Genomic DNA, 12,628 nt, shown 5'->3' with positions numbered 1-12,628 from the left:
GTATTCAATTCCGATCTTGGCCATATTCTAGAGCAAATGGCCAGGTAAGGTTGTTAGCGCTTGGTCGCGTCGTAAAACTCGGCGCCGACTGATTTGGCGGCTGCAATCTTGCTTTCTTTCTCGCATTTTTTCTTGTCACCGCCGCACACATCGCAGGCAGATTCCATGCCGATCGCTGCCATACCACCGCATGAACCGGAAATAGGTTTGCGTCCCATCAGCACACCAACAGCCATGGCAGCCACAATCAATAACATGACCGCAAAGGCCACAAGCATCATAGTCATAAGATTATCCTCGTTATTCGTTTCCCTGCATCAGACCAGGAAAACGACGTAAAAATTCATCAGAAGCCAACTCGGTAAAGCCGTCTCCAGTACGTACAATGGCATACATCGTCAACTGATAACGGTTGGCCAGTAAAACAGCCTGTTCAGGGCCAGCAACGGTCAAGGCCGTTGCCCAGGCATCTGCCAGGGCGCAGCTGGGATTCAGAATGGTCACTGACGCCAGCTGGTGAGTAATCGGATAGCCGGTGTGCGGGTCAATGGTATGAGAATAACGCACCCCCTGCTCTTCAAAATAATTGCGGTAGTCACCGGAGGTTGCCAACGCCGAGTCACCGGGCTCCAGAACCAGCTGTACCTGATGCGCCATACTATCCAGTGCAGGCCGTTCTATGGCAACCCGCCAACCACTGCCATCCGGCTTGCTACCACGCGCTCTCAGCTCACCGCCAATTTCCACCAGATAAGAGACCACCCCCTGCTGCTCCAACAAATAGCCAATCTGGTCAACTGCCCATCCCTTGGCAATGGCAGACAAATCGATATACAGCGGTTTGTCGGTTGACAGGGTCCGGTCATCAAGATGAATAGCGTCAGAGCCGATACCGGCAAGCAGGCCGTTGACCTCTTCTTCCGACAACTTCTGGTCGCGGTGTTTGCCCGGCCCAAAACCCCAGGCATTAACCAAAGGGCCAACGGTAACGTCAAACCGGCCTTCACTCTGGTTATAAATCATCAGTGCTTGTGCCAATACATCGGCCAACTCTTCAGACAAGGTGACATTATCCAGCGCCAAGGTTTGCCGGTTTAATTGCGACAACTCCGAGTCAGGATCATAGGTAGACATAATGCGATTGATATCCGCCAGGCGCTGATCGATCAGATGCTGGATCTGTTCGGCGCTGTCGTTCTGGCCGATCCAGCTGACGTGATATTGCGTGCCCATGGTCGGCCCTGCGACCTTGACGACTGAATCCGGCTGGCTACACCCGGCGGCGGTGAAAATTACCAAGAGAACAACAAACAAATGTTTTAACATGACACCCCCTGAAATGGCGGCGTCAGTATACAGTGAGTTAGCCCTGGATGCCCACCGCTGGCCTGCATTCTGACACGGAGTCCGGATCGATGAAAAAAACAATCTATAGCCTGGCAGGATTTGCTGCCCTTCTGGCACTGGGATTTGCTGCCTGGGTGTACAGCAGCACCTACCATCCCGCCGCACAAGAAACCGCAGAACTGTCTTGCCCCACCACTACCCCTGAGTACGATGCCCGCCAGGGACCTTTATCGGTCATGAGCTACAACGTGCAGTTTTTTGCGGGCAAACAGTATGTTTTCTATTTCGATATGCCAGACAACCAGGGGCCAGATACCCGACCATCAAGCCAGGACATAGCCACCACCATCAGCGGCATTGCAGCCTTACTGAAAGAAACTGCACCGGATATTGTTTTTTTGCAGGAAGTTCACGATGGTGCAGCCGCCACCGACCATGGCGATCAACTGGCCGAGTTGCTGAAGCAGTTACCAGCAAACCGTTATCCCTGTATTGCCAGCACCTATTACTGGAAAGCGGATTACATTCCACACCCTCAGATCATGGGCAGTGTTGGCATGAAACTGGTGACATTGTCGCGTTATAAACTCAGTGATGCTCTGCGCCACCGTCTGCCACAACCTCCGATGGATATCGTCTCCGCACAGTTTTACCTCAAGCGGGCCATCCTGGAAGCTCGACTGCCCACCGTGGGCGGTCCGGATTGGCAACTGTTTAACACCCACTTTGACGCTTTTGCCCAAGGCAGCGATACCATGGAGCAGCAGGTGGATATCGCCGCCAGCCTGATGCAAAAGCAAGACCGCCAGGACCGGCCGTTTATTCTGGGTGGCGATCTTAACTTGCTGATGCCAGGACAACTGGCTCAGCTGCAACCCAGCCAGCGTTATCTGTACCAGGAAAATACCGAGTTACGCCGACTGCTCCAGTGGCCATCCGTTCCTTCCGTAGAGAACATCCAGAGCGAAGCCGCCACATGGTTTACCCACTACCCGAATGACCCGGATGTCTCCGGCCCGGACAGAACGCTGGATTATCTGTTCTATAGCCAACAGTTATCCGCACACAATCCAGAGGTCATTAACACCCGGACGACACAAAATCTGTCAGACCATCTGCCAGTTTGGGTTGGTTTTTCTTACCCTAATAACAAAAAAGAATAAGCTGAAATGAAAAAATTCCATCATTCATATCTTTATGCCTATATTTGAATGCTGGAACATGACGTACACTCTCCACCAAGAAGGAGAGAATCACTATGCAAGAAATTTTATCTGAAGAAATGCTGGAACTGATCGCACAGCGATTTCGTTTATTATCCGACCCCATGCGCCTGAGAATTCTGCATCAGCTGCAACCGGGAGAAAAATCCGTAGGTCAACTGGTGACCGCAACAGGAGCCTCCCAGCCCAATGTGTCGAAGCACTTGTCGACACTGAGAACCCATGGCTTGGTCCGCCGTCGCCAGGAAGGCAATATGGCGTATTTCAGTATCGGTGCACCTTTCATTTTTGATTTGTGCGGCACTGTTTGCGACAGCATGAAAGAAGAGTGGGAGCAGCGTCAGTCGTTGCTGGATAATTCGTCCAGCACTCGCAGCTAGCCAGGAATCAACAAGGGACAGGGATAAAGAACCAATGCGCCAGACTGTTCTGGCGTTCAGGGAGCGCCGACAGTACGTACCGGCGTTTCTTCGCTGGCCACCCAATAATAACGACCGGACTTTTCCGTGCGACTTGCCTGACCAAGCCGTTCCCAGGTTTCCATAATGGAGCGGAATTGGGACTTGCTTACCCGAATATCATCAACTGCATGGGCATTGGGTCGACGTCCCAACAACTGTTTTCGAACGGTCTCGGCAATAAATGCTTCCAGACAGGCACGCAGCCGATCTTCGCTGATATTACCGACAAAAGAACTGCGTAGTGCCCGGTACAGCTGATCCAGACGGGCAGGCAACACCATTTCTTCACGTGATAGATTGCCCCCTTGATAGACCTTGGCCGACACCATCAGATTGATGGACTTGCGACTCATTTCCAGCCGCTCCCGTACCGAGAGTGCCGTGCTGGCCAGATCGGAAATGGAGGCATTACTGGCCGTCGCCAGGTCGGAACTTGCCGGATCGGACACCTGGTCACCCATTACATCAGCCCAGCGAACCCAACCGGAATCGGCATTCAGTTCAAGACTGCCAACGGCCGCCCGAACAAACGACAATAATTCATCCCGCAGATGCCATAATTTATAACTGACCTGCTGAGTCACCAACTGATAAAAACCCTTCAATCGCCCCTGCTCGACTGACAGTGAGCCGGCGACCGGAAGTTTTTTAAGGAATGCCAACACCGGTTTGCCTACCGTTCTGGCATGGACAAACTCTCTATGCAGATAACTGATACCGGTTGGTGCCATTGGGCCATAGTCATCCCCAACCAGAAGAATAAAAAAATCAGCCAGTTCAATCTGTCGACGCGCCAGATCCCAATCGTAACCCTCACCGTCTTCCCGACAGGAAAAACTGACATTGGTCATATCCATTCGGGCAAGCAAGCGCTCAATCTCGTAACGTTCCAGCTCAAGTCCCTGCTGATTAGATGCCAAGTAAACTAACTGGCGCTTCCCCTCTGGCATTTACACCACCGATCCCAAAATTGTCAAAAACAGCCTAAGAGCGTCACTATAGCAGCGACATTATCCGTAAAACATAGAAAATTCCGCCCATCGTCAACATAGAGCCCAAAGTGCTAACTGCAACCGCATTGGCGGTCAGCACATGATTTGCCCCCATTGCCTTGGCCATCACAAAAGCGGCTGCGGCTGTTGGGCACGCCATCATCAGGGCAACCACTCCAAGCTCGACACCACGAAAACCCATGGCAATCGCGGCGGACACAATCAAAATTGGCAAAATCACCAGCTTTAGCAAGGCCATTTGCAGCGTGGTAGAGTTGGCTTTTCTCAGCGCGCCGAAGTCCAGCGTACCACCAACGCTGATCAAGGCCAGCGGCAACGTCATCTGGCCGAGACTACTGGCCGCACTGTGCAGCGGTTTCGGCAGCTGCCAGCCAAACAGACTGAAAGGCAAAGCCAGTACAATGGCAATGATCAACGGATTTCTGGCGATCATCAACAACTGCCCAGACCAGTTAACACCTTGTCCCCGGGCCAACACCACAACGGACAACAGATTATACGCTGGCACACCGACCGCAAGCACCAGAGCGCCAATCTGCGTACCCTGGTCGCCAAAAGCATAAACCACCATCGAGATACCGATAATACCCAAGTTACCCCGAAATGCCCCTTGCACAAAGGCACTGACGTCATCTTCGTCGATACCCGCAAACCTGGCCCATACAAAACTGAACAGGCAGCTACTCAAAATTGCCAGCGCCACAAACACTATCAGTTCAATATGAACACCGGAATCAAATCGTACTTTGGCAATGGCCAGAAACACCAATACCGGCAAGGTCAGGGTAAATACCAGCCTGGAGCTGACCGTCACAAAATGATCGTCGATCACCCGCCGCTGCCGCAGGAAAATACCGAGAACCACAAGAAGAAATACAGGAAGTATGATTTCTCCTGTAAAAACAAAGGATTGCCAATACATTTAAAAGGTAGTTCCCTATTTATGAACATGTGTTAAAGCCAACTGGCCGGACACAATAACGCGCCAGCACCAGATGTAAATACTGCGGCTCTTTGTTATTATTGGCTAATCGTTCACCACTCTTGTTGATGTAGCCAAACATGACCCGTCTGAAAAAAAACCGATCCCTCAAACGCATCCACAAGGTAAAAACCGGCAACACTGCCAAGCTCAAACGCGAAGCGGGTAATGACCGTCAAACCGGCAAACGAGTCAAAAACCGCGTTCCGTCGGTATTTGAAAAGTTTCTGGCCGACAACCCTGATGTCAAAGCGGCACAAAACAAAGAACAACAAACAGACAAAGCAGCGGCCACCCCGAAAAAAACCGAGCGCAAGGTTGAAGCCAAAGATGCACCACTCGCCGCCAGTCAACCCAAAACTGACGCCCCGGAACGCTCTTTGCTCGACCAACTGGAAGACAAAGATTTCAAAGATATTTATTGATGGCCTGGTGGCAAGCAACATCCTTGCAACTGGCGTGTTTTCCCGCTGTTCCGGAACAAATCGCCCGTCCCTGGGACAGCGCCGATGAATACCTGCTCGATCATCTGGATCGTGATGCTCCCACCCTGCTGTTTAATGATCGCTACGGTGCTTTGTCCTGCGCCCTGACTCAACCGGTCAGCTGGCTCGACAGCGCCTGCGCCCAACGAGCCAGCCGCGACAATCGCCAGCGTAACAGTCTTGAGCTGGCAGACGAGCACTGGATTCACGAGGCTTCACACCTGCAAAACAGCCAGGTACAACAAGTCGTTATCCGGCTACCCAAAAATTTTGAACAATTACGTTACTGGCTGCAGCTGTGTCATCAACACCTGGATCACAAAACACCCTTGTACCTGGCAGGCATGGCCAAACATATCCCGGTGCGCTGGTTAAACTGGCTGGAACAACACAGTGCCGAGTATCGGCAGATGCCGATCCAACGTAAAGCCCGGCTACTGCAAATCCGTCTCCCGGTCAGTGATCCCGGATTACGGACATGGCAAGGCTATACTGTCGGGCAGTTAAACATTCAAGCGTTGCCCGGCGTGTTTTCCCGCAGCAACCTGGATCCCGGCACCGCCTTTTTGTTACACACTCTGGAAGATGCAAGGCTTGCCCTGCCGACCTTTAGCGGCCGCCTTTGTGACCTCGGTTGTGGCAATGGAGTCCTGGGTTTGTGGCTCAAGCAGCGTCAGCCAGAACTGCAGCTAATCCAGACGGATGATTACCTGCCAGCCGTTATATCCGCTCAACATAACGCTGCCAACGCCGGACTTGAGGTGTCGTGTTATCACGGCCATAGTCTCAATACCATTCGCGAGCCTCTGGACTGGGTCGTCTGTAATCCCCCTTTCCACGATGGCCACAAGCAGCTGAACAATATCGCCAACGACATGTTCCGTGATGCCGCCCGCCAATTACAGCCCGATGGCAATTTACTGGTCGTTGCCAACCGGCATTTGAATTACCCGCCCTTGCTCAAACGCCTGTTTAGCCAGGTACAGCGCATCAGCGCGGATCAACGCTTTGTTATCTTCTGGTGCCAGACACCCAAATGCTGACACCCACTACAGGATCTCCTATGAAACCTGCACACGCCGCTGGCCGTAGCGCCTATTGCCTGATGCTGGCACGTATCAATTTGCCCCATTTGCAGATGTGGCAAGACGATCAACAACTGGATATAACTCCATTCACCAAGTTGCTCAGCAAACAAACCGCCTTCCTCAAGGGAGAACTGACTTCCCGAGCCAATCTGGAACGGTTTTTTGCCCAGTTCAGTGAATGGCGCTCCGGACTGACTGAATCCGACACCCTGGGATGGCAAATTGTCGACCTCTGCAATGCCGCCCTGTACGCCTCCAGCGAGTGCGTCTTTGACGACGCCTGCGACGACACCATCTTGCTGAATCAATACGTTGCCGATATCTACCAGCAGATGACGGAACTGGGCGCTGAAACATCGGAACTGAAACATTATTTTGCGTCGATCCAGCAGGAATTCCAGAGTCAATTCAATGAGGTGAAGCATATCCCTTTGCCGAAAGACTTTTTTGTCTGGCTATCCGATATGGATGTCAGTCTGTTCGGTGTGGCGGAATAACAGGAATACGGGCTGGATCAATGCGGCAATTTGAAACGGCGCTAGAATGACGCGTTTATTCCCATTATCCAACCCGGCACTCAGAACCAATATCATGATCATCCCCGAACTGCTTTCTCCCGCTGGCACACTCAAAAACATGGATTACGCCTTTGCCTATGGTGCCGATGCGGTTTACGCCGGCCAGCCTCGTTACAGTTTGCGTGTTCGTAATAACGATTTCACCCTGGATAACCTGAACCAAGGTATCAGCCGGGCGCACCAGCTGGGCAAGAAATTCTACGTCGCCAGCAATATTGCCCCTCACAACAGCAAGGTTGATAGCTACATGAGGGACATTGAGCCCGTCATCGCGATGCAACCCGATGCACTGATCATGTCTGATCCGGGCCTGATCATGCTGGTCAAGGATCGCTGGCCAGATACCGTCATCCACTTGTCGGTACAAGCCAACGTGGTGAACTACGCCGCGGTGGAGTTCTGGCGGCGCCAAGGCGTCAGTCGCATTATCCTGTCCCGCGAGCTGTCGTTAGCCGAGATCGCCGAAATTCGCCAGCGCTGCCCGGAAATGGAAATTGAGGTGTTTGTCCATGGTGCGTTATGTATTGCCTACTCTGGCCGCTGCCTGCTATCCGGTTACATGAACCATCGCGATCCGAATCAGGGTACCTGCACCAACGCCTGCCGCTGGAAATATGACGCCCACGAAGCCAGGGAAACCGACTCCGGTGACGTTATTCCCGCAGGTGTGGAAGAATTTGATCCAGCCGGGCCAGTTTTTAACCCCGGGCAGCAACCCGAACCACCAACACTCGGTAGTGGCAGCACCACCGATCAGATTTTCCTGCTACAGGAAGCCGGCCGCAGCAACGAATACATGCCTGCCTTCGAAGATGAGCACGGCACCTACATCATGAACTCACGGGATTTGCGCGCCATCCAGCACATCGAAAAGCTGGTTGAGCTGGGAGTGCACTCGCTCAAGATCGAGGGCCGAACCAAATCCCACTATTACGTTGCCCGTACGGCCCAGACCTACCGTCAGGCCATTGATGACGCCGTGAGCGGCAAAACATTCAACCCAGCCCTGATGGATACCCTCGAAAACATGTCCAACCGCGGATATACCGAAGGGTTCTTCCGCCGCCATGTACATGATGAATACCAGAACTATGAACGCGGCACCTCGACCAGTACCCGCCAGCAGTTTGTCGGGGAAAGCATGGGGACAACCGCCGACGGCCTGCTGCGTATAGATGTGCGTAATCGCTTCGAGGTCGGCGACCAGCTGGAATTGATGACCCCGCAAGGAAATATTTCGTTTATGCTCGAACATATCCAGGATCGCAAGGGCATCATCCGCAACGATGCACCAGGCTCCGGCTTTGTTGTTGACATTCGTATTCCGGCTAACGTCGTCACACCCGCTGCAAAAAACGTTATGCTGGTGCGGAACTTGCCAGATATTTGCTGATAAACCAGACTGAACCTTCCAACCTACAGGATTTTCCATGTTGATTCGTTGCTATCTGACTCCGCTTATCTTGCTGATATCCCTTTCTTTTTTCACCACCAGGGCAGCTGCTGATACGGACAACACCCCGGAGAGCATGGTCAAATCTGCCGTTGGCCTTGTCACCGAACATCTGATGGCCGACAAAACCTGGATAAACAACCACCCCGGCTATCTGAACCGGTTGTTATCGACCAATATCATGCCTTTGATCGATACCCGGCAAATGGGCAAAAAGGTTCTTGGCAAATACTGGCGACGAGCTTCGAGCGATCAACAGATCCTGTTTCTGGAAGCCTTCCAGCGTAAATTACTGACCACCTACGCCGGCGCCTTCCGGGCATATGACGGCCAGCCTGTCCATTTTCTCGACACGCGTTACCGAGGCAACAATCAGGCGCTGGTTGCCAGCCAGATCGAACTGGCCGGACAACCGCCACTGGCGGTCGACTACCGTCTTTATCACAGCGGCCAATGGCGAGTTGATGATGTCATTATTGCCGGCATGAGCCTGGTCAAAAGCTTCCGCGACCAGGTCCAGGCGATGATTCAGAAGCATGGATTCAGTCAGGCCATGGTTAAACTGAGCAGAGAGTACCCAGACAATCGTCCGGTCATCAAACTGGGCTCCGACAGTTGGGCACCCTACGCCGGCAAACAACTGCCAGCGGATGGAATCGCGACGGACTTGGTTACTACCGCCCTGAGCAACCTCGGGTATCTTGTCAATGTTGAATTCATGCCCTGGATGCGTGTTATGGAATCCATCAAAAGCGGTGAGATCCAAGGCGTCTTATCCACCTGGGAAGGCCAGCACGACGACCAGTGGTTATTGTCAGAGGCTTATCTGCACGGCCGGTTACGCTTCGTCAAACCCAAAGACAGTGATTTTCAGTATGTCGACCAAGCCCAGCTCAAGGCCACAGATCTCAAGCTGGGGGTCTATTCAGAAATCAACTACGGCCCATGGCTGAACAATCTCGATAGTTATTTCCAGGTCGAGGGCCGGGATTACTGCTCGCAATTATTTCGTGATGTGGCCAATAACAACCTCGACCTGGCGCTGGTGGATGAATGGGTTGCCACCTCCGAACTGAGCAATAGCCCCACCATTGCCGAACACCTGGTACTGGCTCCTGGTGATGTCGCCAAAACCAGCATTCATCTGGCCATTAACCGTCAACTCAGCAACGCTCCCGTTCTTGTGCAAGGCTTCAATCAGATGCTGCGACAGATGAAACAAGACGGCAGTTATCAGCAGATACTGGAAAATCACCAATACCCCTATCATGATTAAACAACGAATCCTTTACCAAGACAGCGAAATTGTCATTCTCAACAAACCCGGTGGATTGCTCAGTGTTCCCGGGCTATACGACAAAGACTCTGCCTTTGGTCGACTGCAAGACCTGCTGGGTGAATTACACATTGTGCATCGACTGGATCGCGACACCTCCGGCATTATTGTTTACGCCCGTAACAAACCGGCACTGACCTGCATTCAGCAACAGTTTGAAAAGCAGACAACCCGCAAGGTATACGAAGCCCTGGTAACAGGGGAGCCAAAAGGTAATGGCGGCTGTATTAATCTGCCGATCATTGTTGACTGGCCCAACCGCCCACTGCAGAAGATCAGCCATACCGACGGTCGATATGCCCTGACCCGCTGGCGCAAGCTGGAGGTCGACACCGATGCCGCAGGCCAGCGGATGACTCGGGTGGAAATGTACCCCAAAACAGGGCGATCACATCAGTTACGCCTGCATATGCAGCAGATTGGCCACCCTATCATTGGTGATCCGTTCTACAGCGCAGACTATTCAGAACAAAAAACACCTACCATGCATCTGCATGCCAGAGAATTATCCTTCCGCCATCCGACTACGGATGAGCGTATGGATATTCTCTCGCCAGCACCGTTCTGATCAGCCCTTGCCCCCTGTCTGGTGTTGCTGCCAACGAATCAGCAGCACCAGATAAAAACCGAACAGCAGCAAGCCCCCGGCGGTAATTGTGACGGCAATACCGCCAAACAAATCGGGCGCCTTCATTAACGTCGCCATCAATGAATCCTGATAATAGAAAAACCAGGCATGATCCGGTGGGAAAATCATTTTGTGCAAATGGTAAAACACCTGTTTGGGACCAATCAGGAGCACCGACACCAACGTCAAACCCAATAACCCACCCAGCAAAGCACCTTGCACTCCCCAGCGTGGGCGCTGCCGCCGCAACCACCAGGTGCCACCAATTGCCACCAGAGCAAACACCCCGCTAGCCAGGCGCAAGACATCAATCAGATTGGCAACATCCTGCAGGTGAACCACCTCAGGCTTTCTCAATAACACCCGGGTCTTGCCACGATAAGCAAAGGTGATGGCTTGCAGCCCCTCGCCATGGTCATGTACCGCCTCACTGATGGCATTAAACAGGTGTACATGTTCTGCTTTATCCAGACTGTCCAGACCACGGATATAGCGGTTTTGCGGACCATATCGTTCAATATGGTTATCAATATCATAAAACTCATACCAATAATCAAAACCATAATGGGCCGCCGCCTGCCCGAACCACGACAACGACAATGCCAATAACAACGCCGACACAAGCACAAAAAACCAGCCGACCTGTTGAATATATTTCACTTGGTACGCTCCCAGAAAGCATTTAGATATCGGGCCAGAATTACCGCCCCGGCGGATTCCAGATGTAAATGATGATGGCCATCCAGATCCAGGCGCTCAGCCATTGGCAAACACTCGAACCGCGCACGGAACATGGCCTCCGGGATCATGCCGTTACCAGCCCGAACTGCCAGTGCTGGCACAGACATGGCCCGCAAGAAATCCTCGACCATGGGTTCCGTCAAACGAAAAGCAGAAGGACGCCGTAAAGCCGGGTCAGTACGCCACCACCAACGCTGATCACGCTGCTCAAGATTACGCAAAATAACAGGGGCTATCGCTGTGGGAGTGACCGCCGGCGTCGCTTTTAACCGGGCAGCAATCGCTTGTTCCGGAGTTGAATAACCTGAAAAGAGAGAACGTACAGAGGTACTGACATAACGGCGAAAGGTACTGGCTGCCTGATCAGGAGACTGGACCAACGGACCAATAGCATCCAGCAAAACGATACTGGCAAAACGCTCCGGAAAGGCGCCCGCAGCCAGCGTCAGCGCAGCCGCCCCCATGGAATGACCGAGCCAATGAACGGATTGGGGGAGTTGATCAGCAACCCAGAGAATTGCTTCTGCTGGTGTCCAGATTGGATAACCAGACGGCGACCAGGAAGACAGGCCATGGCCAGGCAAATCCAGAGCAATCAGATGGATCTCCGGCAGCTGATTCGCCAAAGCAGCAAAACTGAGCGCATTGTCCAGCCAGCCATGTACAGCGATAACCGTTAACCCACCCGGCTCCCCCCACTCCAGGCCATCAATATGACCACCAGGATAATCAAACTGTATCGGTTTCAAACTTGAGCACCACTCACCTGTTGCGAGTGGGCATTATGACAACAGACTCAGACGAGTACAGCCCGTGCCACGACTCAGAGGCCGGAAAGTACCGGATACCAGACTGATTCAACGGACAAACAGCCGGGGCCAGCCACGTCACCAGACAGTAACCAGCACTCTGCCGGAGACCAGGGCTGATCAAAGACCTGCCCTTCCACCAGATAAGCCGCAAGGCGTCCAACCAGTGGCAAATGAGATACCAGAATGATATCCCGTTCTTGTGATAGCAACTCATCAACAACCGTATTGACGTCGGAGGAAGGCACCAAAAAAGCGTGCTCTTCCGTATCCAGCGGCAGGGATTCAGCAATCAGTGAGGCGGTTTGTTGTGTTCGATAATAGGGGCTGACCCATAATACCGGGTCATTCCATTCCTGTTCTGCCATCCACTCTCCGGCAGCCTGAGCCTGGAACCGACCTTTTTCAGTCAATTCCCTGTGCTGGTCATCCATACTGCCGATCACTGCAGAACCATGGCGAACTATACAGATTTTCACAAAAC

15 protein-coding genes are annotated in these 12,628 nt (G+C 52.6%); 8 read left to right on the top strand and 7 right to left on the bottom strand.

Translation table 11 applies throughout. From position 1 onward, the window contains the following. Positions 1 to 53 precede the first annotated feature (53 nt). The gene (nqrM, locus tag Q4551_RS02440) at positions 54 to 287 is read right to left on the bottom strand and encodes a (Na+)-NQR maturation NqrM (protein ID WP_303431589.1); all 234 of its coding nucleotides are present in this window, start codon (positions 285 to 287) and stop codon (positions 54 to 56) included. 13 nt (positions 288 to 300) lie between these two features. Further along, the gene (locus Q4551_RS02435) at positions 301 to 1,326 is read right to left on the bottom strand and encodes an FAD:protein FMN transferase (RefSeq protein WP_303431588.1); all 1,026 of its coding nucleotides are present in this window, start codon (positions 1,324 to 1,326) and stop codon (positions 301 to 303) included. Positions 1,327 to 1,415: 89 nt separating this feature from the next. Between Q4551_RS02435 and Q4551_RS02430 the strand changes: the two genes are divergently transcribed. After that, a complete protein-coding gene (locus Q4551_RS02430) occupies positions 1,416 to 2,510 on the top strand; it encodes an endonuclease/exonuclease/phosphatase family protein (RefSeq protein WP_303431587.1) in 1,095 nt (364 codons plus the stop codon). A gap of 95 nt (positions 2,511 to 2,605) precedes the next feature. After that, complete coding sequence (locus tag Q4551_RS02425; protein ID WP_303431586.1) at positions 2,606 to 2,950, top strand: metalloregulator ArsR/SmtB family transcription factor; 345 nt, start codon at positions 2,606 to 2,608, stop codon at positions 2,948 to 2,950. Positions 2,951 to 3,006: 56 nt separating this feature from the next. Here the strand turns inward: Q4551_RS02425 and Q4551_RS02420 are convergent, their stop codons facing one another. After that, the gene (locus Q4551_RS02420; RefSeq protein WP_303431585.1) at positions 3,007 to 3,951 is read right to left on the bottom strand and encodes a DUF4062 domain-containing protein; all 945 of its coding nucleotides are present in this window, start codon (positions 3,949 to 3,951) and stop codon (positions 3,007 to 3,009) included. Between the two features lie 76 nt (positions 3,952 to 4,027). Then, a complete protein-coding gene (locus tag Q4551_RS02415; protein WP_303431584.1) occupies positions 4,028 to 4,966 on the bottom strand; it encodes an AEC family transporter in 939 nt (312 codons plus the stop codon). 140 nt (positions 4,967 to 5,106) lie between these two features. Between Q4551_RS02415 and Q4551_RS02410 the strand changes: the two genes are divergently transcribed. The 6 genes from Q4551_RS02410 (at position 5,107) to Q4551_RS02385 (ending at position 10,534) form a co-directional block, all read left to right on the top strand. Then, positions 5,107 to 5,451, top strand: a complete 345-nt coding sequence (locus Q4551_RS02410) for a hypothetical protein (RefSeq protein ID WP_303431583.1) — start codon at positions 5,107 to 5,109, stop codon at positions 5,449 to 5,451. Next, positions 5,451 to 6,554: a methyltransferase gene (locus Q4551_RS02405; RefSeq protein ID WP_303431582.1), complete on the top strand. Its 1,104-nt coding sequence runs from the start codon at positions 5,451 to 5,453 to the stop codon at positions 6,552 to 6,554. The genes Q4551_RS02410 and Q4551_RS02405 overlap by 1 nt, the downstream gene beginning before the upstream one ends. A gap of 20 nt (positions 6,555 to 6,574) precedes the next feature. Continuing rightward, positions 6,575 to 7,096, top strand: coding sequence for a hypothetical protein (locus Q4551_RS02400; protein WP_303431581.1), 522 nt, complete (start codon positions 6,575 to 6,577; stop codon positions 7,094 to 7,096). A 94-nt stretch (positions 7,097 to 7,190) separates the two neighbouring features. Next, on the top strand, positions 7,191 to 8,570 hold the full coding sequence (gene yegQ / locus Q4551_RS02395; protein ID WP_303431720.1) for a tRNA 5-hydroxyuridine modification protein YegQ: 1,380 nt from the start codon (positions 7,191 to 7,193) through the stop codon (positions 8,568 to 8,570). Between the two features lie 37 nt (positions 8,571 to 8,607). Then, a complete protein-coding gene (locus Q4551_RS02390; RefSeq protein WP_303431580.1) occupies positions 8,608 to 9,906 on the top strand; it encodes an ABC transporter substrate-binding protein in 1,299 nt (432 codons plus the stop codon). Further along, positions 9,899 to 10,534 carry an RluA family pseudouridine synthase gene (locus Q4551_RS02385; RefSeq protein ID WP_303431579.1) on the top strand — a complete coding sequence of 212 codons (636 nt, stop codon included), beginning with the start codon at positions 9,899 to 9,901 and terminating at the stop codon, positions 10,532 to 10,534. The genes Q4551_RS02390 and Q4551_RS02385 overlap by 8 nt, the downstream gene beginning before the upstream one ends. On the opposite strand, the gene Q4551_RS02380 is transcribed toward Q4551_RS02385, so the two are convergent. From Q4551_RS02380 to sixA, 3 genes are all read right to left on the bottom strand, one after another. After that, positions 10,535 to 11,254, bottom strand: coding sequence for a DUF1461 domain-containing protein (locus Q4551_RS02380; RefSeq protein ID WP_303431578.1), 720 nt, complete (start codon positions 11,252 to 11,254; stop codon positions 10,535 to 10,537). Next, the gene (locus Q4551_RS02375; protein ID WP_303431576.1) at positions 11,251 to 12,084 is read right to left on the bottom strand and encodes an alpha/beta fold hydrolase; all 834 of its coding nucleotides are present in this window, start codon (positions 12,082 to 12,084) and stop codon (positions 11,251 to 11,253) included. The genes Q4551_RS02380 and Q4551_RS02375 overlap by 4 nt, the downstream gene beginning before the upstream one ends. 74 nt (positions 12,085 to 12,158) lie before the next feature. Continuing rightward, positions 12,159 to 12,623, bottom strand: coding sequence for a phosphohistidine phosphatase SixA (gene sixA, locus Q4551_RS02370; protein WP_303431575.1), 465 nt, complete (start codon positions 12,621 to 12,623; stop codon positions 12,159 to 12,161). Positions 12,624 to 12,628 lie beyond the last annotated feature (5 nt).

This window comes from Oceanobacter sp. 5_MG-2023 (assembly GCF_030548165.1).
Classification (GTDB): Bacteria; Pseudomonadota; Gammaproteobacteria; order Pseudomonadales; family Oceanobacteraceae; genus Oceanobacter.
This window is presented reverse-complemented; position numbering and strand designations above follow the sequence as displayed.